This window comes from Streptomyces pratensis, assembly GCF_016804005.1.
Taxonomy (GTDB): domain Bacteria; phylum Actinomycetota; class Actinomycetes; order Streptomycetales; family Streptomycetaceae; genus Streptomyces; species Streptomyces pratensis_A.
In genome coordinates, this window is sequence record NZ_CP051486.1 from 4,746,769 (window position 1) to 4,769,757 (window position 22,989).

Genomic DNA, 22,989 nt, shown 5'->3' on the forward strand with positions numbered 1-22,989 from the left:
ATCACGGCCGGAGCTGTACGTCGCCGGACCCGGTGAGGCGCTCCAGTAGACCTGTGTAGCGGGAGCGCCGGTCGGGGCGGGCGCGGCCGACGGCATGCCGCAGGGCTGGGACAGCCGCCCCGCCCATCCGGATCAGCCCCTCGGCGGCCTCCGCTCGAACGGCCGGAGACGTGTCGTCGAGCAGACCGACCAGCGCGGGAACGGCGGGTTCCCATCCGGCGTGACAGAGCATTCTGATCGCCATGCGTCTGATGTCCGGCTGTGGGTCGTCCAGCAGGACAGCCGTGTGCAGCAGGTGGGCGGGCCGGTCCAGCATGGTGCGCGCGGTCCGGTGGGCACGCAGCCTGACCGCGGGCCGCGGATGGACCAGCAGTTCGCCGATGACCTCCCTCAGACCGGGGTCCGGGTCCGGGGCCCGCCCGCCGTGCTCCTCCGCGAGGCGGGAGAGAACCCTTCGTATCTGCTCGGGACCGCCCGTACGGGCCAGCCGCAGCAGTTCGGCGCGCCCCGGACGGTGGTCCGATCCGCCAGGACCGGTCGCCCGGGAGGTGGACGCCGGACGGTCGTCCGCACCGGCGCAAGCCGGTGCATCGGGTGCCTGCCCCGGCCCTTCGTCCAGGACGAGCTGATCGGCCAGGTCGTCGCGCCCCTCGGCGCGCAGCCGCTCCCGCATCCGTGTCATCTCCGGGGAGGCCAGCAGTCGCAGGCCCGACAGCAGGTCCAGGAAACCCCAGGCACCCGCATCGAGCCGGGTACGGAGGTGATCCGCCAGGACATCGGGGGGCGTCGCGCGCAGGGCACGGCCGGCTTCCGTACGGAGTTCTGCCGGGCCGCGCTCCCACCATCCGAGCAACAAGGGGATCAGGGGAACGAGGTCCCAGGGTTCGAGCTGCTGTGCGAGTCGGGCCACCCTGGCGGGCATGATGTCCCCGCTGTCCAGCTCCGCCGGGTCGGCGGTGGCGAACGTGCGGGCCAGGCGGTCCCCGGACGGCAGCGGGATGCGCCCTCGCAGGTACGAGCCGAGGACCGTGCGTGCCGTCTCCGGCTCCGGCCAGCCCAGCAGCCGCTGCGCGGCGCCGGCCCTGCGGTCGGCGTCGGGCGCGTCCAGCATCTCCAGCAGCCGGGCGCGCTGCGCGGCGGAACGCGGTTGGCCGAGGTCGCGGGCGCGTACGACTTCCGAAGCCGGACGAGCTGTCTCCGCGAGCGTCCAAGGGGGTACGTCCAGGGGCTGCAGGCTCGTCATCCAGTCGACGAGGAGGGCGCGCACCCCGTCGTCGCCGGCATCGGGGTAGACAGCCATGAGGGCGGACAGCCGATGCCGGGAATCCGGCGGGTGCCGGTCGCGGCTCCGGAACTCCTCCAGTGCGCGGCGTGTGCGGAGTGCCGCGTGCAGCGCGGACCGCCAGGTCTCCTCCCCGTCCTCGCGCGTGAGCCGGGGCGGCGTACCGAACGCCTCGCGCAGCACGGCGGTCTCGGCCTCCCGGGTGTCGGCGTCGAAGCGGGCGGCGGCGAGGGCCCGGTGCAGATCGTCTCTGCCCACCACCGCGTCGCAGGCACGGAGCAGCCGCAGCGCGGGCGCGTGTGGCGGGGGTGACATGGCGCGTACGGCGTCCGCGATCGCCAGGCGCTCCGTGCCGGGAAGCCGGGGCGCCACGGCCTGGAGCACGGAGAGGAGCCAGGGCCGGTGCTCCTGCTCGCCCGCGAGACCTTCCACGAGCACCTCGGCCGAATCCGCGAACGCATCCAGCTCGTCCGCGGACCACCGCTCGGGGCACAGAAGCATGACGAGGCCCAGGACCCGGTCGCGGGCGGCCTCAGGCACGGACCCGGCCAGGCTCAGCCAGTCCGCGAGCATCGGCCGCAGCTCCCGCACGCGCCACGTCGACGGGCTGTCCGGGCTGTCCGCGAGGCGCAGGGCTGCCGAGGCGTTCCAGCCGTGGCCGACGAGCGCGGCGGCACGCGCGTCCGCGTCCCCGCCCGCCGGATGCCCGGACACCTCGATGCCGTACCGGGCCGACAGCTCCGCGAGATCGGCGGGGCTCCCCGCGGCGAGACGGATCCGGCCGTCCGCCACCGGAACGAGCAGGTCCGCCACGACGGGGGAGCCTTGTTCGGCCAGTGCGAGGACCGTACGGGAGGCGAGGGCACCGTCGAGGCCTTGCAGGAGCAGCGTCCGCTCACGGCCGTCCTGCGAGCGCGCGGCGGCGGCGAGGACCGTTGCCGTGCAGGCGTCGCCCAGCACAGCCCGCAGGGCGGCGACGAGCCCGGTGCGCAGCCCCGGGTTGTCGTTGCGGCCGAGCGCGCGCAGGAGGCCGGGCACGGCGGCCGGTGTCCCGGCGCGCACCAGCGCAGACGCGGCGGTCTTCCTGATGTTCATATTGGGGTGCTCGAGGAGTGCGGTGACCGCCGGGCACGCCCATCGCGCCTCCGCGTGACCGAGTGCCAGCAGGGACTGCCGTACGGTCCGGATGTCCTCGGCCCGGGTCAGGGCGATCAGCGTGGCCGACAGGGCCTGCGCGTCCTCGCCCGCCGTGCCCGCGGCCAGGAGCGCGATCACCTGCTTGCGTACGTGGGGATCTCGGTGGCGCAGCATCCGGTGCACCCGGGGACGGGTCCGCGCGGAGGGTGCGCGCCGCAGGACTTCGAGCAGGACGGACTGCTGACGGGCAGGCAGAGCCGGACCGTCCAGCAGGTCCAGGACCATCCCGGCCAGCAGCGCGTCACCCGCCTGCCCGGCGTCCCGGGCGTCGACCAGGCAGGACGGCCTGATCCTGCGCCGCTCGTGCAGACGGCGGCCCAGACCGCGTACGGCGTCCACCACCTCCTGGGGGACGACGGGCTCCTCGGCGCGGGCCGGTTCCGCGCCCGTCTCCACCGTCTCCCAGGAGGCGGCCAGTTCACTCACGATCCGCAGCAGCAGGGCGGTGACGGCGGGCAGGGTCACCGCACTGCCGTGGGCGGCGAGCGCGCACAGTGCGGCGGCCGGGTCGCCGGGCTCCGGGCCGACGGTCAGCAGGGCGAGTTCGCGCTCGTCGGGGGCTCCGAGGTCGGCCGCGACGACCGGGGGCGGAGCGATGGGATCGACCCTCGCGAGGAGGTGACGTCTGAGATCGGGGTCGGTGTTCAGCTGCCACAGGAGTCCGAGCGCCCGGTGGCGTACCGGGCGGAGGAAGGGAGCGATGCCGCGCCCGTCGGTGTCCGGTCCGAGCGCCTCGGTGAGCGCCGCGACCGTACGGAGTCCGCCGACGGCCTCGAGCGTGTCGAGAGCCGCCTCCGGGGCCTCGGGCAGCACAGCGAGCACGGCCTCCTCGGCGCCCTCGTAACGGAGTTCACGGATGGCTGCGAGGAAGGGGGCGGGGACGCGCGCGGAGGGGAGCAGGCGGGTGACGGCCGCCCCGATCGGAAGGTCTCCTGTCCCCTGCTCGGCGAGGGCGACGAGCAGGGCGAGCCGGCGCGGCCAGCTCGGCTCGTCCGCCGGGGCGTCGACGAGCAGGTCCAGCATCGTCCGGCGGCAGGTGTAGAGGATCGTCGCCACCGTGCGGGGGACGATCGAGTGATCGGCCAGCGCGAGCCCGATGAGGGCCGGCACCTGAGATGCCTCGGGGAAGTGGCCGCGTCTGTGGAGCCCTTGCAGACAGCTCACCGCGGGCCCTCCGAGGAGCAGTGGGTCGCGGGCGGCGATGTCCAGGAGGGCGCCGATGTCGCCACGTTCCGCCAGGTCACCGAGGAGTTCCATGGCCAGGCGTCGTACAGCGGGAGGAGCGGCGGGGTCCGACGCAGTCCGCGGCAGGAGTGATCCGTGACCGTGCCGGGCGGCCGCGGTCAGCGCGAGAGCCACCACCGGGACCCCGTGGGCGGGATCGAGGTAGGGAGCGAAGCATGCCTCGGGCAGAGGGCCGGACGCCGCCCACGGCTCGGCCAGTTCCTCCAGGGCGGCCGCGACAGCCGTGCCGTCCGGGGCCGAGCCGAGCAGGCCGGCAAGGTGGGCCCGGGCAAGGTCGGGGGCCAGCAGACCGGCGTGCAGGCCCTGCCGGATCAGCCGGACCGCCTCCGCGCACAGGACGGGGTCACGGGTGCCCAGGAGTCCGGCCACGAGCAGGTCCGGGCGGTGCGCGTCCCAGGCGTCGGCCCGGCGCACGGCCTGGTAGAGCGGCTCACCGGGCTGCTCGTCCCGCAGCGTCGAGGGGTCGGTGAGGAGTTCGGCGCGCAGCCAGGCGATCCATACCCGTTCCGGCAGCCCGGCCCTGCGCCACTCAGGAAGCTTCCGGTCCGGGAGGTGGATGCCGAGCCTGGCGTGGATCCCCGCGAGGAGGAGCGACTCCTCCGGCGACTCCGGCGCCTCCCTCGGCAGCAGTCCCGCCAGCTCGGCCGCTTCGCCGGCCGGCATTCCGGGCCCGGTGGCCCGGTCCGCGAGAACGGTGAGAGCCAGATACCTCGAACGGCGGTCCGTGTGCCCGATGAGCGGCCCCAGCTCGGAGACCGGGCAGACGTGCGCAAGTACGTCCCGCCCCTGACGGGCCGTGTATCGCTTCAGTATCCGCGCGTCCGCGGGGGTCGTGGTCACCGTCGGATGCTAGGTCCGTCCGGGACCCGTCGACCACCGATTTCCGGGGGCCTCCCGCCTGCCGTACGACCCACGGTCCTTACGTCGGCCGCCGGTTGACCGCCCGCCCGGCGCGGGCGGGCGGGCTCCCTCTGTGACAACGGGTACGCACCGTCCGCCCGCCCGGCGTCCGCGGGCCCCGGGGAGTGTGGGCCCCGGGGAGTATGGCCGAAACGGAGCCTCGCGGGCGCGGAGCGCCACCCGGGTGCCGGGGTCGAGGGCCGGACCGCTCAGGAGTTCTTGGCGGAGGCCAGGTGGGCGAACACCACCACGTTGTCCTCGTAGTCCTTCTTCTTCTTGTCGTAGACACCGCCACAAGTGATCAGCCGCAACTGGGCGGTGCCGTTGTCGGCGTACACACGGTCGCTCGGGAAGTCCGCCTTGCTGAACGTCTCCACCGAGTCGACCTCGAACGTCGCGACGACACCGTCCTCGCGGGTGATGTCCACCGTGCTGCCGTCCTTGAGCGTGCTGAGCAGCAGGAACACGGCGGGGCCGGTCTTGGTGTCGACGTGCCCGGCAACCACCGAAGTGCCGCGCTCCCCCGGAGTGGCGCCGTCCTTGAACCAGCCCGCCAGGTTCGCGTCGTTCGCGGGCGGCGCGTCCAGCTGCCCCGAGGGGCCGATCGACAGGGGCGTGAAGGGGGCGTCGACCGCGATCGACTTGATCGAGATCCGCTCGGGTTCGGACCGGGGCAGCCCGCGCGGAGAAGCGGGCGGGGCGGACGCGGCAGGTGCCGAGGCCGCGGGCAGCGACACCACCGCGGGGGCCGGCGGGACTCCCGCCGACGCGTCGAAGGAGTTGTAGACGAGGAGGAAGCCCAGGCCCACGGCCACGACGGGCCACAGCAAGGAACGGCCGACGGCAGGGGAGGCGGCGGGGTCTGTTTCGGACGGCTGCGGGGCGTCCATGCGCATGCTGCCTTTCGCGTACGGGGGGAACGGGCGGCTGTACGGGGAAATCGGCGCGGCCACCGCCCCGGGGAGGGGCGGCGGCCACGACAGAATTCATGCAGAGGAGCGGGGCACCGGTCAGGCGGCCGCGGCACCCGAGGCGTTGCGGCGGCGCAGCTTGTACGCGGCGGCACCCAGGCCTCCGAGCATCAGCACCGACCCTGCGGCCAGGCTGCTGCCGGAGAGCGCCATCGCCCCACCGCCGGTGTGGACGCCACCCTCGGGCTTCTCGTGCTTCCAGGTCTTCTCGCCGTCCGTGTTGCTGCCGGAACCGGACTCCTTGTCCTTCTCCCAGTCGTCGGCCGACAAGCCGGCCAGCGCGCCGCCACCGGCGTGCACACCGCCCTCGGGCTTCTCGTGCTTCCACGAGTCCGACTTCTCATGGTCGTCCTTGGACCCGGACTCCTTGTCCTTGTCCTTCTCCCAGTCGTCCGCCGACACGCCGGCCAGCGCGCCGCCACCGGCGTGCACACCGCCCTCGGGCTTCTCGTGCTTCCACGAGTCCGACTTCTCATGGTCGTCCTTGGACCCGGACTCCTTGTCCTTGTCCTTCTCCTCGTCCTTCTCCTTCTCCCACTCGTCGGCCGACACGCCGGCCAGCGCGCCGCCACCGGCGTGCACACCGCCCTCGGGCTTCTCGTGCTTCCACGAGTCCGGCTTCTCACGGTCGTCGTTGCTGCTGGCGGAGGAGCCGCTGTCCTTGTCCCAGTCGTCCGCCGACGTCACGGCGTATGCGGCGGGGACGGAGACCGCGAGGACCGCCGTGACGGCGGCCGATGCGAACAGGGTGCGGGCAGAGCGCATGGATACACAGTCCTTTCGCCACTCCCGCGCTGGCCGGCTGGTTGTCGGCTCATCGGATCACGGGTGCGACGTGATCCACCGTCAGCTGAAATCCGGGGGCGCACCACTCGGGAAGGCCGCATTCGAGCGACGCGGTGGGCTCATCGTGTGACAGGGAGCCAGAAGTCACCCGTTGGACGGCACGCCACGCCGGGGCGAGGTTTGGGAGAAGACGATCATCCGTGTAGAGGGCCCGACGGTGCTCGTAGGATCACGGCATGAACGACAACGCACCGGCCGGCTGCTGCTCCCCCGGCCGTCGGAGGCCTGACGTCCCGTCCGGGACCGCGCCGTCCGGCCCGGTACGCCAGGGCCGGGAGGACCAGGTCTCCCCGCCGGCGTCCACCGCGAAGGGTGCCGACGACGGCATGATCCTGCTGCCCGGCGGATCGTTCCTCATGGGGACCGAGGATCCGGAGGGGTTCCGGGCCGACGGCGAGGGCCCCGTCCGCGAGGTCCGGGTCTCGGCCTTCCGCATCGACGCCCATTCGGTCAGCAACCGGCGCTTCGCGGATTTCGTCTCGGCCACCGGTCACGTCACGGAGGCGGAACGTTTCGGCTGGTCGTACGTCTTCGCCGGGTTCCTGCCGGCCGAGCTGCGGCGCGGTGCCGGCCGCCCGGACGGTACCCCTTGGTGGTGCGGGGTGGAGGGCGCCCGGTGGAACATGCCCGAAGGCCCCGGCAGTGGAATCGAGGGCCGCGAGGACCATCCCGTGGTGCACGTGTCGTGGAACGATGCGCGTGCGTACTGCCGTTGGGCCGGCGCCCGGCTGCCGACGGAGGCCGAATGGGAGTACGCGGCACGGGGCGGCCTGGAGCAGGCCCGCTATCCGTGGGGCGACGAGCTGACCCCGGGCGGGGAGCACCGCTGCAACATCTGGCAGGGGCACTTCCCCACGAAGAACACCGCCGACGACGGCTACGTGGGAACCGCTCCGGTCGACGCCTACCAGCCGAACGCCTTCGGCCTGTACAACATGGCGGGCAACGTCTGGGAGTGGTGCCAGGACTGGTGGAGCACCGCACATCCGGCGGTACGCCGGAGCGACCCGCGCGGCCCGGGTGCGGGTGACGCCAAGGTGATGCGGGGCGGCTCCTACCTGTGCCATCGCTCGTACTGCAACCGGTACCGCGTGGCCGCCCGCACCCGCAACACACCGGACAGCACCACGGGGAACCTCGGCTTCCGCTGTGTGCGCGTGGTCTGATCCCCCGGTCATTGCGGCAACATGAATATTTTTCCGGGTCATTGACGAAAAAATCGCGCGGTCATCATGCTGGGCGCCATGCACTCACACGGTGGACCTCTCTCGCGGCTGAGGCGCGGGCACGAGGAACGCGTACTCGGCCTGCTGCGCCGGCACGGACCACAGAGCCGGGCCGAGCTCGGACGCCAGGCCGGGCTCTCGCGTACCACGCTGTACGACATAGTCGGGACCCTGGTCGCGAGCGGTGCCGTCGTGGCGGCCGCGACCGAGCCCGGTCCGCGCAGGCGCGGCCGTCCGGTGGAGCACCTCACGCTCAACCCGGCGGCCGGTCAGGCCGTCGGCATCGATTTCGCCCGCCGCGCCGTGCACGTCGCCGCCGCCAACGTGGCGCACGAGGTGATCGGTTCGGCCAGCCGGGCCCATCCTCCTGGGCTCTCCTGGGAGCGGCGGGTGGAGCTGGCCGAGCGGCTGGTCGCCTCGCTCGCCGGAGGCACCCTGCGGCTGGCCTCCCTCGGCACGACCGGCGCGGTCGGGGTCGGCGTCGTCGGCCCGGTACGGACGGCGGGCGGTGCGCCGGAGGAACCTCTGGCGAACCTGGCCGAGCTGCTGGGCAAGCGGTTCGGGGCCCCGGTCCTGCTGGACAACAACACCCGGCTCGCGGCCCTCGCGGAGTCCACCTGGGGAGCGGCGGCGGCCAGCCAGGACGTGCTGTACCTGCGGTTGTCGCACGGTGTGGGCGGCGGCCTCGTGGTGAACGGTTCGCTCCACCGGGGGGTGGACGGCCTGGCCGGCGAGCTCGGGCACATCACCGCCGACCCCGAGGGGGGACCGTGCGAGTGCGGGGGCAGGGGCTGCCTGGAGACGATCGCGTCGATAGGACCCGTGCTCGCTTCCTACCGAGGGCTGGGCGGACGCGCGGACGACGTACCGACCCTGCTGCGGGCGGTCGAGCACGGCGACCCGGCGGCACACGAGGTACTGCGGGCCGCCGGGGCACGGACCGGTGCGGTGCTCGCCGGGGTCGTCAACGCGGTCGGCCCGGGTGTGATCGTGCTGGGCGGTGAACTGGCCCGCGCGGGGCAGGCGCTGCTGTCACCCGTGCGGGAAGCACTCGACGCGCACGTCCTGCCGCTGGCCCGTGGGCGGGTGACGCTGCTGCCCGCCGGGCTCGGAGAGGCAGGCGGCGCGCTCGGCGGGGTCGCCCTCGCACTCCACGAGTCCCCACTGCTCGCCCGCTACCCGGAACCGGGCAGCGAAGACCTTCCCGAGGACGCCACATGAGTTCCACGGAGACCCCGCTGAAACGGGCCGCTCCCGTACCGGACGGCGCCGAACGCACCGGTGAGCACCGGCGGAGGAGCATCCGCGTCCCCGCGATCGCCCTGAACCTGATCGCCCTGGTGGCAGGTGTCGGCCTGTGGGCCTGGCTGGCCTCGCTCGGGGTGGAGGCACTGCCGGGCCCGGCCGCCGTGGCGGGCAGGGCGGGCGAGCTGATCGCGGACGGCACGCTGGCCGCCGACGCGCTGGCGAGCCTGCGCCGGGTCCTGACCGGCTTCGCGCTGGGCACCCTGCTGGCCGTGCCCGTCGGCTTCCTGATGGGCTGGTACCCGGTGGCGCGCGGACTGCTGGAGCCGTACGTCCAGTTCTTCCGGACGGTGCCGCCGCTGGCCATGATTCCGCTGGCCATCGTGCTGCTGGGCATCGGTGAGGTTCCCAAGGTGTTCGTGATCTTCCTGGCGGCGTTCCTGTCGAGCGTCGTGGCGGCCTTCCAGGGCGTCGTGGGGGTCGACAGGACACTCATCGACGCCGCGCGGGTGCTGGGCGCCCGCGACGGCACGATATTCCTCAAGGTCGTCGTGCCCGCCTCCGCGCCGTTCATCCTCGTAGGGATGCGGATCGGGCTCGGATCCGCCTGGGGAACCCTCGTCGCGGCGGAGCTGATCGCGGCGCAGGAAGGGCTCGGCTTCCAGATGCAGCGGGCGCAGATCTACTACGACCTCCCCACCATCTTCGTCGCTCTGATCACAATCGGCCTGCTCGGCCTTCTGATGGACCGGCTGCTGCTGCTCGCCGAACGACGCCTCACCCGTTGGCAGGAGACCCGATGAACGCCAAGATCTCCTTCCGGAACGTCTCACGGACCTTTCCGCTGAAGAAGTCCACCTTCACCGCTCTCGACGAGGTGTCACTGGACATCGGTGACCAGGAGTTCGTCACCCTCGTCGGCCCTTCCGGGTGCGGCAAGAGCACGCTGCTCAACCTGGCCGCAGGGCTCGCCGTCCCGACCTCGGGCGAGGTCCTCGTCGACGGGAGACCGGTCACCGGGCCGGGGCCGGACCGTGGAGTCATCTTCCAGCAGTACGCGCTGTTCCCCTGGCTGACCGTGCGCGGCAACGTCGAGTTCGGGCTGAAGCTGGCGTCGGTGCCGGCTGTTGAGCGGAAGCGGCGGGCGGAGCGTGCCATCGGCCTGGTCGGTCTCACCGACTTCGCCGACGCGCTTCCCAAGACGCTGTCGGGAGGGATGAAGCAGCGCTGCGCCATCGCCCGTGCCTACGCCGTCGATCCGCAGGTGCTGCTGATGGACGAGCCCTTCGGCGCACTGGACGCGCTGACCCGGGTCCAGCTGCAGGACCAGCTCCTGGACACCTGGAGCCGGGACCGGCGCACCGTCCTGTTCGTCACGCACGACGTGGACGAGGCCGTGTACCTCGCCCGGCGCGTGGTGGTGATGGCCGCTCGGCCCGGCCGGATCCAGTCGGTCATCGATGTGGACCTGCCCTATCCGCGTACCGAAGCCATCCGGCTCTCACCCGAGTTCGCCAGGGTCCGCAATTCCGTGTGGACCTCCGTCTACCACCAGCCCACGGCCGCCCCGGCCGCCTGACAACCGCCCGTCCCCCGCTCCCCCGAATCCCTAAGGAACCCTGCGCCATGCGTCTACCCCAGCGCGCCCTGACGGCGGCCGTCGCCGTGTCCGCCCTGACACTCTCCGTCACCGGATGCTCCGGCGACTCTTCCGCCGACGGCGCCTCCACCGTCCGCTTCGGTTACATCAGCGACTACAACGGCGCCAGCCTGCTGGCCATCGCGGACGAGCAGGGGCTCTGGAAGGAGGAGGGGCTGAACCCCGAGTACTCGACGTTCACCAACGGCCCGCTCCAGATCCAGGCGCTCGGGTCGGGCAACCTCGACTTCGGCTACATCGGCCCCGGTGCCATGTGGCTGCCCGCGTCGGGCAAGGCGAAGGTCGTCGCGGTGAACACGCTCGCCCGCGCCGACCGGGTCATAGCCCAGCCCGGCATCACCTCCATCAAGGACCTCAAGGGCAAGAAGGTCGGTGTGCCCGAGGGCACCTCCGGTGCGATGGCGCTCGATCTCGCCCTGCAGAAGGCCGGGATGTCGGAGAAGGACATCGAGAAGGTGCCGATGGACCCGTCCACGGTCGTCTCGGCGTTCATCTCCGGGCAGATCGACGGGGCGGGCCTCTGGTATCCGCTGATCGACACCATCAAGGCGAAAAAGCCGGAACTCAACGAGGTCGCGAGTACGGCGGACCTCAAGGACCGGGCGTTCCCCACGGCCTTCGTGGCGCCGGCCAGGAGCGATGCCGAGCTGAACGCCAAGGTCGTCAAGGTCCTCCAGAAGGCCAACGACTGGCGGGCCTCGCACCCCGACGAGTCCATCGACGTCGCCGCCTCGCTGCTGAAGACCGACCGCGCCAAGGTGGCGGCGGACGCGGCCAACGTGGAGACGCTGTCGACGGCCGATCTGGTGGCCAGGACCCAGGACGGCACGGTGGGGGGCTGGCTGGACGGCCTCGGCGAGTTCTTCGTGAGCACCGGCCAGTTGAAGAAGGCGCCCGCAGCGGACACGTACTACGAGGGCGACCTCTACACGAAGGCGTACAAAAAGTGAATCTGCTGTTCCTGATGACCGATCAGCACCGGGTGGACACCCTCGGCTGCTACGGCAATCCGCACGTCGCCACGCCGAACCTGGACCGGCTGGCCGCCGCCGGCACACGCTTCGACCGCTTCTACACGCCCACCGCGATCTGCACCCCCGCGCGGGCGAGCCTGCTCACCGGGCAGGCGCCCTTCCGCCACAGGCTGCTCGCCAACTACGAACGCAACGTGGGCTATCTGGAGGACCTGCGCGAGGACGCCTTCACCTTCCCGGAGGCGCTGGCCGCACGCGACTACCGGCTGGGCCTCATCGGCAAGTGGCACGGCGGGACCCACCGCAACGCCGCCTCGTACGGTTTCGAGGGGCCGGACCTGCCGGGCTGGCACAACCCCGTCGACCATCCGGACTACCTGGCGTATCTGGAGGAGAACGGGCTGCCCCCGTACCGCATCTCCGAACCGGTCCGGGGCACGGCCCCGGGCGGGAACCCGGGGAATCTGCTGGCCGCCCGGCTGCACCAGCCGGTGGAGGCGACGTTCGAGCACTACCTCGCCACCCGCGCCATCGAGCACCTGGAGCGGTACGCGGCGGGCGAGGAGCCGTTCTTCCTGGCCACGCACTTCTTCGGCCCGCATCTTCCCTATCTGCTGCCGGACGCCTATTTCGACCTCTACGATCCGGCGCTCGTCGAGCTCCCGCCGTCCGTGGCCGAGACCTTCGAGGGCAAACCGCCGGTCCAGCGCAACTACAGCGCGCACTGGGCCTTCGACACCATCCCGATCGAGACGACCCGCAAACTGATCGCGGTCTACTGGGGTTACGTCACCCTGATCGACGAGCAGATCGGGCGCATCCTCACCCGCCTCGACGAGCTGGGACTCAGCGAGGACACCTCCGTGTTCTTCACCGCGGACCACGGCGAGTTCACCGGCGCCCACCGGCTCCACGACAAGGGCCCGGCGATGTACGAGGACATCTACCGCATCCCCGGCATCATCCGGATCCCCGGGGTCGCCCCGCAGGTCAGGGGCGAGCTCGTCAGCCTGACCGACTGCACCGCGACGATCCTCGAACTCGCTGGATGCGACCCGTCCCCGGCGGTGGACAGCCGCAGCCTGGTCCCGCTGGTCAAGGGGGAAGCCCCGGACTGGCCGGGCGAGTTGGTCGCGGAGTTCCACGGCCACCACTTCCCGTACCCACAGCGGATGATCCGCGACGACCGCTACAAGCTCGTCGTCAACCCGGAGTCCGTCAACGAGCTGTACGACCTGGAAGCGGACCCGCACGAGCTCGGCAACCGGTACACGCACCCCGAGTTCGACGAGGTACGGGTCAGGTTGATGCGGCGGCTGTACGAGCTGCTGCGGGACCGGGGCGACAACTTCTACCACTGGATGACATCGATGTACGACATCGGTGCCTCCGACTACGACCCGAGCCTCAGCGCCTTCGAGAACGACGACACGACCTGGACCGCGGCCGCGGATCCGGGCGGAACACTCACGGAGACACCATGAGACGCACGAGAAGCCCACGCTTCCTGTCCCGGTGGACGGCGGGCGCCGCCTCCCTGCTCTGCGTGTTCGCTCTCGCGAGCGCCCCGTCCTACGGCGCTCAGGACCGCCCGGCCACCGCGGCGACGTACACCAACCCGGTCTCCACGGGGGCCGTCGACACCTTTCCGGATCCCGCGATGATCCGTGGCAAGGACGGCCTCTGGTACGCCTACGGCACCCAGAACCCGGTCAAACAGAGCGAGGGCGAGGACGGCGAGCGCATGCTGCCGATCCTGCGCTCGGCCGACATGGTGACGTGGGAGTACGCGGGCGAGGTCTTCACCCCGGCGAACAAGCCGGCCTGGCACAACGGTTCGCGGCTGTGGGCTCCCGAAGTCCGCTACGCCTCCGGCCTGTACCACCTCTACTACTCCGTACCGGGACGCAACACCGTAGGCCTCGTCACGTCCGCCACCCCGACGGGGCCGTGGACCGACCGGGGTGCCGTGCTGCCCTCGCCGAGCGGCTGCCCGACGGGCAACATCGACCAGGCGCAGTTCACGGACACGGACGGCACGCCCTACCTGTACTGGGGCAGCTACGACACGGTCTGCGTCGCGAAGCTGAACGCCGACCTGTCCCGGACCGAGGGTGAGGTCACGCAGGTGGCCCGTGGCCGCCGGGCCGAGGGTGCCTTCGTCGTGAGGCGCAAGGACTTCTACTACCTCTTCTACTCCGACGCGGGCTGCTGCGACGGCGCGTACAGCGGTTATCAGGTCAAGGTGGGGCGGTCCACCAGTCCCACCGGTCCGTTCACCGACGACGAGGGCACCGATCTGATGGCCCTCACCAGCAAGGCGGGCGTGGTCGCCGGGGCCAACGGCAACCGGTGGATCGGCCCCGGTCACAACTCCCTCCAGACCGACCTCGCGGGGCAGGACTGGCTGGTCTACCACGGCATCCCCGCCGAGTCGCCCGATCTCGCGCCCGCCTCGAACGGCACCCTGAAGCTGACCCGGCGCCCCATGCTCATCGACCGGCTCGACTGGATCGACGGATGGCCGGTCGTCCGGGCCGGCACGGGACCGTCGGACGGACCGACCGCCGCGCCTGTGACCGCGTGGGCAACCGGCGGGACCTTCAACGAAGGCGGCCTGTCGGGCTGGCGGGCAGAGGGCGGCACCCCTGCCGGCTGGGCCGTCGAGAACGATCCGGACGCGCGCGGCCACGCGGTGCACACCCCCGGCGCCACCGGTACGTCGGCCGCGTACCTCGTCGCAGCCGGACGGGCCCCGGCGGACCTGCGCGCCGAGGCGGACCTCAGGGTGACGAAGGCGGGCGGGGCGGCGGGGCTCACCGTCGCCTACCGGGACCCGGGCAACCGGATCGTGGCCTGGCTCGACCGGGCCCGCGGCGCGCTGGTCACCGACGTACGCGTGGGCGGCAGGAGCCGCGGCGAGCAGGTCACCGCTCTGCCGCCCGGATTCTCCTGGGGCACCTGGAACAACGTGTCGGTGGAGATTCGCGGGAAGCGGCTGACCGCCGAGGTGACCGGTGACCGGCTGCGGGACCCGGTGGCCCTGCAGTCCCGCGACCTGCCGGCCGCCGCCGCGCGCAAGGGTGCGGTGGGTGCCGTCGCCCGGGGTGCGGGCGCGGCTGCGGACAACGTGGGCGCGGCCGCCCTGTACCGGCCGGTGACGAAGCGGGTGGCAGTCACTCCCCCAGGGCGTCTTCTGACCGGTCACAGCGACGAGTTCGACACGGCCACGGTCCCGGGCACGAGTGCCGGTTCCCCCTGGCAGTGGGTACGCGGGCCGGCCGCGGGGGTCGCCATGACCGGTGGCGGGCTCTCCTGGCCGACGCAGAACGCGGAGCTCCATCTGGGCGGCAACACGGCCTCCGTGCTGTTGCGGGACGCACCGGAGGGCGACTTCACGGTGGAGACGAAGCTGCGGTTCACTCCCGGCCAGGTGGCCCAGCAGGCCGGTCTCGTCCTGTACGAGAACGACGACCGGTGGTTCAAGCTCGTCCATTCCGTCCTGCCTCTCACCAACGGCGACGGCGCCGTGCTCGATGTCAGCGAGTTCGGCAAGGAGGGCGAGCGCCCGACGACCACCCCGCCGACGGCAGTGGCCAACGCTCCGATGTTCGGCGGGCCCACGGCCGACACGATGTGGCTGCGGATGACCTACCACCAAGACACCGCGCACGGTGAGCACGAGGTACGCGCGTCCACCAGCCGCGACGGCGTCCACTGGTCGACGGGCAGCGTCTGGACCCTTCCGGTGCGGGGCGAGCTGAGGACCGGTCTCGTGTCTCTCAACCGGGCCGGCGCGACGGCGGACTTCGACTACGTACGGACTTACGCAACCCCCTGAACCAGCCACCACTTCCTGAACCCATGAGCCGTCAGATGTCACGGTCCGTCACCGAGGAGGCCGATCCGAAGGGGTCATCACTACGTCCCAGCCATCAGTTCTTGTCGCCAACAGGGCCTGATACATCTGCTGTTGCACATCTCTTGACGCGTTCGTAACAAGGGTGGAGTATCTCGCACAGCCGGAGAGAGCGCTCTCCGGCTGTGCGCGTCGTGTACCCGCCCCACGACTCAGGAGACCCCATGTACGCACCTCCGAACCTCCACAGACCCGCTTTCGCACCGCTCGGAAGACGCAGCGGCGTGCTGGCCGTCATCGCCGGCCTCGTCCTCTCGCTCCTGGCCTTCATCCCCCAGTCCCCCGCGAGCGCCGCACCCGCACTGCTCTCCCAGGGGAAGACGGTCACCTCGTCCAGCCAGGAGAACGGCGGCACCCCCGCTGCGGCGGCGGTGGACGGGAACAACGGAACGCGCTGGTCGAGCGCCTTCTCCGATCCGCAATGGATAAAGGTCGACCTCGGCGCCGCCGCCTCGGTGAGCCAGATCGTGCTGCGCTGGGAGGCCGCCTACTCGACCGGATACCGGATCGAGTTCTCCTCGGACAACACCAGCTGGAGCACCGCCTACTCCACCACCACCGGCCCCGGCGGCACGGAGACCCTCAACGTCTCCGGCACCGCACGCTACGTCCGGCTGACCGGCACATCACGCGCCACCGGCTACGGCCACTCGCTCTGGGAGTTCCAGGTGTTCGGCACGACCGGCGGGGGCGACCCGCAGATCCCCGGAGGCGGTGACCTCGGCCCCAACGTGCTGGTCTTCGACCCCTCGACGCCGAACATCCAGGCCAAGGTCGACGAGATCTTCAAGAAGCAGGAGTCCGCGCAGTTCGGCAGCGACCGCTACGCACTGATGTTCAAGCCGGGAACCTACGACAACATCAACGCGCAGATCGGCTTCTACACCTCCATCGCCGGGCTCGGCCTCAAGCCCGACGACACCACCTTCAACGGCGACGTGACCGTCGACGCCGGCTGGTTCAACGGCAACGCCACCCAGAACTTCTGGCGCTCCGCCGAGAACCTCGCCCTCAACCCGGTCAACGGCACCAACCGCTGGGCCGTCTCCCAGGCCGCCCCCTTCCGCCGCATGCACGTCAAAGGCGGCCTCAACCTCGCACCCGACGGCTACGGCTGGGCCAGCGGCGGCTACATCGCCGACAGCAAGATCGACGGCCAGGTCGGCCCCTACTCCCAGCAGCAGTGGTACACCCGCGACAGCTCCATCGGCAGCTGGGGCAACGGCGTCTGGAACATGACGTTCTCCGGCGTCGAGGGAGCCCCCGCCCAGAGCTTCCCCGAACCGCCCTACACCACCCTGGACAACACCCCGGTCTCCCGCGAGAAGCCCTTCCTGTACCTCGACGGCAACACCTACAAGGTCTTCGTCCCCGCCAAACGCACCAACGCGCGCGGCGTCTCGTGGAACGGCACCCCGCAGGGCGAGTCCATCCCCCTCAGCCAGTTCTACGTCGTCAAGCCCGGCGCGACCGCTCAGACCATCAACGCGGCCGTCCGCCAGGGCCTGCACCTGCTGTTCACCCCCGGCGTCTACCACGTGAACCAGCCCATCGAGATCAACCGCGCCGACACCGTCGCCCTCGGCCTGGGCCTCGCCACGATCATCCCGGACAACGGCGTGACCGCGATCAAGGTCGGCGACGTCGACGGCGTCAAGCTCGCCGGGCTCCTCGTGGACGCCGGGACCCAGAACTCCTCGGTCCTCGTCCAGGTCGGCCCGGAGGGAGCGTCGGCAGACCACTCCGCCAACCCGACAAGCCTCCAGGACGTGTTCGTCCGCGTCGGTGGCGCGGGAGCCGGCAAGGCGACCACCGCCATGGTGATCAACAGCGACGACACGATCATCGACCACACCTGGCTGTGGCGCGCCGACCACGGCGACGGGGTCGGCTGGGAGACCAACAGGTCCGACTACGGCCTCCAGGTGAACGGCGACGACGTGCTGGCCACCGGCCTGTTCGTCGAGCACTTCAACAAGTACGACGTCCGGTGGTCCGGCGAGAACGGGAGGACGATCTTCTTCCAGAACGAGAAGGCCTACGACGCCCCCGACCAGGCAGCCATCCAGAACGGCGACACCAAGGGCTACGCCGCCTACAAGGTCGACGACTCCGTCACCACCCACGAGGGCTGGGGCATGGGCAGCTACTGCTACTACAACGTCGACCCGACCATCCGCCAGCACCACGGCTTCCAGGCCCCGGTGAAACCCGGAGTCAAGTTCCACGACCTGCTGGTCGTGTCCCTGGGCGGCCAGGGCCAGTACGAGCACGTCATCAACGACACCGGATCCCCCACATCCGGCACATCGACCATCCCCTCCCAGGTGGTGTCCTTTCCCTGAGTCGGGGTGAGATGAGCGGATCCCGCTCGTCGGACGGCGCGGGGCTCGGCAGTCACTCCCTGCCGGGCCCCGCGTCATGTCCCTCGGCGCGCCGCACCCTGCCGCGCGTCACGTCCCGAAGAGCCTTTCCAGGTGCGCGGGCAGCTCAGGGCCGTCAGCCGGGACGGTGCGCAGTCCCAGGTAGCCGTCCGGCCGCACCAGGACCGCCTCGCCGCCCCGCGCGCCGTACGCCCGGCGGAATTCGTCGAGGCTGTCGTGCACCGTGGGCAGGCGCAGCGCGGGTGGGTCCAGCTTCGGTCCGAGCACCGCGCAGGCGTTCAGCAGACCGTGGGCCGCCCGCGCGGCAGCGGCTGCCACCTCGTCGAACGGTTCCAGCTGTTCCGCGTGGTCGGCGTAGAGAAGCAGGGTGTGCTCCCGTTCGCGCAGCAGGGTGAACAGCCGGACGGGGAAGGTGCCCAGGGCGTACACGAGACCGCCGCAGTCGGGTGCGCGATCGCCCGGGGCGGGGCCGTCGTGTGCGGACCCGTCAGGGCCCACGACCGGGCTGCCCCGATAGCCGATCAGCAACTGGGCCTCGCGGAGCATCGTCGTCGCGGGGTCGTCCGGGTCCGCCTGGATGCCTCTCCGGGCGTGGCGCAGGGTGCGCGCGACCACTTCCTCGCCGATCGGGCGGCGTTCGGCGCCGTAGCTCTCCAGCAGTCCCGCACCCGCGTGGCCCCGCACTGCGGCGGCGAGTTTCCATGCCAGGTTGAACGCGTCCTGGACTCCGGTGTTCATGCCCTGGGCACCCGTGGGCGGGTGGATGTGTGCGGCGTCCCCGGCCACGAAGACCCGGCCCCGCCCGTACCGGTCGACGATGCGGTGGCTGATGCGGAAGACCGAGGACCAGCGCAGCGACGAGGCGGTCGTGGGGCGCGGGGAGAGCCGGTCGAGCACCGCCTGGATGTCCTCGACGCCGGGGGCCGGGCCCTGTTCACCGCTCAGGCCGTGCGTGACCCCGTCCGCGTCCTCCTGCCCCGTCCGGGACAGTTCGGGCGGGGCCGCCATCGACATCCGGTACCGGTGGTCACCGGGCAGGGGAATGCACACCAGGAGGTCGTCCGTGTGTCCTTCGACGGTGCGCGAGGACCGTATCCCGTATCCGGCCGGCAGGTCCCAGTCGACCTCGACGTCTCCGAGCATGTACTCCTCGGGAAGCGCCGCGCCTTCGAAGGACAGGCCCAGGCCCTTGCGCACGGCACTGTGGGCGCCGTCGCAGCCCATGAGGTAGCGGGCCGTCAGTTCCTCCGTGCCGCCCGAGGGCGGGGAGAGAACGATCCGCACCTCGTCGGAGTCCTGCTCGAAGGAGACGAGTTCGGTGTCGCGCTCGACGTGGCCTCCCCAGCGCCGCAGGAGTTGCTCCAGGAGCCGCTCGGTCTCGTACTGCGGGAGGGCGGCGAAGCCGTAGGGCACCTCGGGCGGCAGTTCGAGATCGATGCGCGGACCCTGCTCGCCGTTGACGAAGAGCAGCTGCCCCTTCAACGGGACCGCTGCCTCCAGGGCCTCCCGGATCATCCCCATCCGGTCCCAGATCTCAAGTGTCCGGGGCTGTACGCCCACGGCCCGCGCGTAGGGGAGGCGAGCCGGGAGCCGGTCGACCACCCTGCACGACACCCCGCGCCGGCTCAGCTCGGACGCGGCTGTCAGACCGACGGGGCCTGCCCCTGTGACCAGCACATCGACGTCGACCACGGGTGCCTCCCCAGGCGAGGTGCGTTCACTCCAATGCACCACACAGGGAGAGGTATGTCCATTTTGCAACCTCATGGGCCGGTGCCGGGAGAAATCACTCCCCGCACCGGCCCACGGGCGTCAGCCGATGGTGCAGGCCTCACCGCCCACCGTGAACGCGTTCGGATCGGCACCGCCCGTCGACGTGCCGGTGAAGCCGAAGCCCGCCGAGGAGCCGGGCGCCACCTTGCCGTTCCAGCCGACGTTCGTCGCGGTCACCTTGGCCCCGTCCTGACGGTGGGTGGCGTTCCACATCTGGGTGACCTTCTGGTCTCCCGGGAAGGACCAGGCCAGCTGCCAGCCGTCGTAGGCGGTGCTGCCCGTGTTGGTGACCGTCACCTCGGCCTGGAAGCCGCCGGACCACTGATTGGTGACCTTGTACTTCACCGAGCACTCGGCGTCCGTCGGCGGATCGGTCGGGTCCGGACCGGGGCCCGGGTCCGTGCCTCCTCCGCCGCCGGTGTCGGAGGACTCTCCGACCTGGATGCCCCGGCCGTTCGTGGACACGTACACCCGGCCGTAGACCCGGGGGTCACCGGTGATCGCCGCGCCGGTCCACGCCCACTGGCGCGCGTCGTCGTTGATCCGCGTCCAGTTGGCGCCCGCGTCCGTGGAGCGGAAGATGCCGCGCACCCCGCCGATCTTCGCGCTGACGAAAACGGTCTGGTACGAGGCCCCGGAGGCAGCCTTGCCGAAGCCCACGCTGTCGGCCTGTTGCACGCCGGTGAATTTGGTGAAGCTCGTGCCGGAGTCGGTGGAGCGCCAGAGCCCGTAGGCACCCGTCGAGGCGCCGCCCGCCAGCCAGATGTCGCCCTCGGTGCCGGGCAGGGCCTTGAAGCGGACGTTGCCCTCGGCCGGAAGTCCGGTCGCCTTCGCGGTGAAGGTGGCTCCGCCGTCGGTCGAGACGTAGAAGGTGCCGGCCTTGAACCCGTAGAACTTCTTCGGGTTCTTCCTGTCCGACTCGACGGTCGCCCCTGCCGGGATTCCCGTGGACGCGGTCCAGGAGTTTCCGTAACCGGTCGTGCGGTGCACGGCCGCGCCGTCCGGGCTCCAGACGAAGCCGCTGCCGTCCGCCGCGGCGGCGACCGTACCGCCGCCGGTGACTCCGGAGGGCTCGGAGCCCTGGAACCAGTTGGCACCGTTGTCGGTCGAGAAGCCGATGTGCGGAGCGGCGTCGGCGTTGCCGACCCGTACGACCGTTCCGGGGGCCGCCTCCGCGAAGTCCAGGCTGGTGGTCGAGTCCAGGTTCGGCGAGGTGAACATCATGGCCGGCACCGCGTCGAGGTCCGTGTGCCGGAAGCCTCCGATGTCACCGAGGGCGCTCAGCAGCGGCGCGCCGGAGGGCGGGCTCGCCAGGTCGTTGACGGCCGTCTCCTCCAGGCCCTTGACCATAGGTGTGATCTTGAACTGGCCGCCGGAGTCCCAGGACGTCAGGTTCTCGGTGCCGTAGACCGTCGCGCCCGTGCCGTACATCATCCGGTTCGAGTCGAACGGGTCGATCTCCAGGGACTCCGTCATCCAGCCCAGCTTGGGGGCGGTCTCCGGTGGGGACGGGTTGGCACCCCAGCTGAGCCAGGGCACGGAGGAGACGTCCAGGGTGTAACGGTTGGAGCGGTTCGGATAACTCGTGTAGTCCCAGGCCTTGGTCCAGGTGGCGCCGCTGTCCGTGGAGCGGAAGATCTGTGTGTCCGGCCACCAGGAGCTGTAGGCCGTCGCCATCAGGGTTCCGGGCTTCTGCCGGTCGACGGAGAGGCCGCTGAAGCCGTAGTACGTGTCGGCCTCCGCGACGGGGCTGACGTCGGTCCACGCGCCGGACTCGGTGTCGTACCGCCAGACCCGCCCCTTGGCGCCGTCGTACGGGCCGCCCGTGTCACTCAGCGTCAGGTAGAGGTGGCCGGTCCCGGAGTCGAGTACGCCCTTGTGCGCCAGGTATCCGGTCGGCTGGCCGGCGATCCTGGACCAGGTGCCGCCGCCGTCCGTGGAGCGGTAGACGGTGTTCTCCTTGTCGGCGACCCCGACGTAGATGTCCTGGGTGGCGCTTCCCGCAGTGCCCGACCGCTCGTCGAAGGTCACCCACACGATGCCCTGGTTGTCGTTGCCGTACCCGCTGGTGTCGGTCGGGTCCTGCGCGTAGTTGCCGGGGTTGGGGAAGGCGGTCACCTCCGACCAGGTGACGCCTGAGTCGGTGGACCGCCACAGCCCGTTGCCACTGGGTGCGCCGAGGTACAGCACGGAGTTCTTGTTCGGGTCGACCGCGAGACGCTCCCCCATCCCACGTCCCGGCATGTTGCCGCCGAGCTTGAAGGGCAGCGTCGCCGCCTTCCAGGAGGCGCCGCGGTCCGAGGAGCGCAGGACCGCCCCGTTCGTCGGGTCCCAGCTGTTGGTGTAGGTGCCGACGGCGGCGTACACGTTGTCGGGCTCGGCCGTGTCGGAGGCGAGGCTCACCACCCCGGACCAGCCCCACCGGTCCCAGTCCACCCAGTCCAGCAGCGGGGTCCACTGCTTGCCCGTCTGGTCCCAGCGGTAGGCGCCGCCGATGTCGGTGCGCGCGTAGGCGAGGTTCTTCTCGGACCGGTTGAAGACGAGGCCCGGCACGAACCCCCCACCGTCGATCCGTGCGTTCTTCCAGGTGTACGTGTCCGCGGCAATGGACACATCCGATGCTTCGGCCGCCGGGGGCCCTTCGTCCGAGCGTGCCACGGCCGGGGTGCCGGTGACCGACAACCCGGCGGTGAGGGCAAGGGCCGCCAGTAGGGCGGCGATTGGTCTGGCGCTCAAGCGCACGGAAACGTCCTCTCCGAGCTGGACCGCCGCACAGCGGCGGTACGGGGCTGACACAGAGATGGGAGCGCTCCCATAAGGCATCCCGATGGTAGCGCCGCGCTTCGCCCGAGAGAAGGGCCATGCAGTCGTTTCATCGGATGAATCCAGTCGGCCATTCCTGAGCGACCCCCGCCCGGCCGCACGGCGAGCCGCACCGCCCACGGAACAACGAAAGAGGTCACACCTTCTTCACGTATTCGCAGGCCGCGTGACACCACGGACACAGGGGCCAGGAAAACGCTCCATAAATGCTCCATCCATTCGCAGCCGGAGTCGAAAGAAAAGAGAACCACGCTCAGCTTTTACACTGGCGTGAATACCGATAGCTTCCGACCCTCCCCGGGGCCGCCCCCATCCCCGGCATCCGGAAATGCGAGGCAGCCATATCGCGGAAACCTGCACACGGCGTGCGCACACCGATCACGCGACCCGGCACGAAATGCCAGGTCCGGGCGGTCCTGTGGGTCGATTGGGGCGGGACTGCCCCACTTGGGGGACGCAGAGTTGCGACGGCGCGGAATTCATCCGGTGAAGCTCGTGAAGGATCTGCCGTCATGAAATGAACGCTTCTGCACGTAAGCCGATT

Annotated in this window: 13 protein-coding genes; 8 read left to right on the forward strand and 5 right to left on the reverse strand. The window is 71.1% G+C overall.

Annotation, left to right across the window (positions count from 1 at the left end; genetic code table 11):
- Position 1 precedes the first annotated feature (1 nt).
- From HED23_RS19270 to HED23_RS19280, 3 genes are all read right to left on the reverse strand, one after another.
- Positions 2-4,564, reverse strand: coding sequence for a HEAT repeat domain-containing protein (locus HED23_RS19270; RefSeq protein WP_203184643.1), 4,563 nt, complete (start codon positions 4,562-4,564; stop codon positions 2-4).
- 269 nt (positions 4,565-4,833) lie between these two features.
- Positions 4,834-5,514 carry a class F sortase gene (locus HED23_RS19275; RefSeq protein ID WP_203184644.1) on the reverse strand — a complete coding sequence of 227 codons (681 nt, stop codon included), beginning with the start codon at positions 5,512-5,514 and terminating at the stop codon, positions 4,834-4,836.
- A gap of 120 nt (positions 5,515-5,634) precedes the next feature.
- A complete protein-coding gene (locus tag HED23_RS19280) occupies positions 5,635-6,360 on the reverse strand; it encodes a hypothetical protein (protein WP_203184645.1) in 726 nt (241 codons plus the stop codon).
- A gap of 257 nt (positions 6,361-6,617) precedes the next feature.
- On the opposite strand from HED23_RS19280, the gene HED23_RS19285 reads away from it, so the two are divergent.
- The 8 genes from HED23_RS19285 (at position 6,618) to HED23_RS19320 (ending at position 17,810) form a co-directional block, all read left to right on the forward strand.
- Positions 6,618-7,607: a formylglycine-generating enzyme family protein gene (locus HED23_RS19285; protein ID WP_203184646.1), complete on the forward strand. Its 990-nt coding sequence runs from the start codon at positions 6,618-6,620 to the stop codon at positions 7,605-7,607.
- Positions 7,608-7,673: 66 nt separating this feature from the next.
- Positions 7,674-8,888, forward strand: coding sequence for an ROK family protein (locus HED23_RS19290; protein ID WP_203184647.1), 1,215 nt, complete (start codon positions 7,674-7,676; stop codon positions 8,886-8,888).
- Entirely contained in the window at positions 8,885-9,715 is an 831-nt protein-coding gene (locus tag HED23_RS19295; RefSeq protein WP_203184648.1) for an ABC transporter permease, read from the forward strand. Before HED23_RS19290 ends, HED23_RS19295 begins: the two co-directional genes overlap by 4 nt.
- Positions 9,712-10,491 (forward strand): ABC transporter ATP-binding protein, encoded by a 780-nt coding sequence (locus tag HED23_RS19300; RefSeq protein WP_203184649.1) that lies wholly within the window; start codon positions 9,712-9,714, stop codon positions 10,489-10,491. The genes HED23_RS19295 and HED23_RS19300 overlap by 4 nt, the downstream gene beginning before the upstream one ends.
- 47 nt (positions 10,492-10,538) lie before the next feature.
- Complete coding sequence (locus HED23_RS19305) at positions 10,539-11,522, forward strand: aliphatic sulfonate ABC transporter substrate-binding protein (protein ID WP_203184650.1); 984 nt, start codon at positions 10,539-10,541, stop codon at positions 11,520-11,522.
- Entirely contained in the window at positions 11,519-13,030 is a 1,512-nt protein-coding gene (locus HED23_RS19310; protein WP_203184651.1) for a sulfatase-like hydrolase/transferase, read from the forward strand. The genes HED23_RS19305 and HED23_RS19310 overlap by 4 nt, the downstream gene beginning before the upstream one ends.
- Positions 13,027-15,387 (forward strand): family 43 glycosylhydrolase, encoded by a 2,361-nt coding sequence (locus tag HED23_RS19315; RefSeq protein WP_203184652.1) that lies wholly within the window; start codon positions 13,027-13,029, stop codon positions 15,385-15,387. Before HED23_RS19310 ends, HED23_RS19315 begins: the two co-directional genes overlap by 4 nt.
- A 242-nt stretch (positions 15,388-15,629) precedes the next feature.
- Complete coding sequence (locus tag HED23_RS19320; RefSeq protein ID WP_203184653.1) at positions 15,630-17,810, forward strand: discoidin domain-containing protein; 2,181 nt, start codon at positions 15,630-15,632, stop codon at positions 17,808-17,810.
- 108 nt (positions 17,811-17,918) lie between these two features.
- Here HED23_RS19320 and HED23_RS19325 read toward each other — a convergent pair whose 3' ends face one another.
- Complete coding sequence (locus HED23_RS19325) at positions 17,919-19,541, reverse strand: FAD-dependent monooxygenase (protein WP_203184654.1); 1,623 nt, start codon at positions 19,539-19,541, stop codon at positions 17,919-17,921.
- A gap of 120 nt (positions 19,542-19,661) precedes the next feature.
- Positions 19,662-22,364, reverse strand: coding sequence for a cellulose binding domain-containing protein (locus tag HED23_RS19330; RefSeq protein ID WP_420803039.1), 2,703 nt, complete (start codon positions 22,362-22,364; stop codon positions 19,662-19,664).
- Between the last annotated feature and the right edge of the window lie 625 nt (positions 22,365-22,989).

Coding starts and splice junctions, on each gene's coding strand:
- HED23_RS19275 (WP_203184644.1), bottom strand. CDS start 5,514: ATGGACGCCCCGCAGCCGTCCGAAACAGACCCCGCCGCCTCCCCTGCC.
- HED23_RS19315 (WP_203184652.1), top strand. CDS start 13,027: ATGAGACGCACGAGAAGCCCACGCTTCCTGTCCCGGTGGACGGCGGGC.
- HED23_RS19280 (WP_203184645.1), bottom strand. CDS start 6,360: ATGCGCTCTGCCCGCACCCTGTTCGCATCGGCCGCCGTCACGGCGGTC.
- HED23_RS19305 (WP_203184650.1), top strand. CDS start 10,539: ATGCGTCTACCCCAGCGCGCCCTGACGGCGGCCGTCGCCGTGTCCGCC.
- HED23_RS19285 (WP_203184646.1), top strand. CDS start 6,618: ATGAACGACAACGCACCGGCCGGCTGCTGCTCCCCCGGCCGTCGGAGG.
- HED23_RS19320 (WP_203184653.1), top strand. CDS start 15,630: ATGTACGCACCTCCGAACCTCCACAGACCCGCTTTCGCACCGCTCGGA.
- HED23_RS19300 (WP_203184649.1), top strand. CDS start 9,712: ATGAACGCCAAGATCTCCTTCCGGAACGTCTCACGGACCTTTCCGCTG.
- HED23_RS19295 (WP_203184648.1), top strand. CDS start 8,885: ATGAGTTCCACGGAGACCCCGCTGAAACGGGCCGCTCCCGTACCGGAC.
- HED23_RS19290 (WP_203184647.1), top strand. CDS start 7,674: ATGCTGGGCGCCATGCACTCACACGGTGGACCTCTCTCGCGGCTGAGG.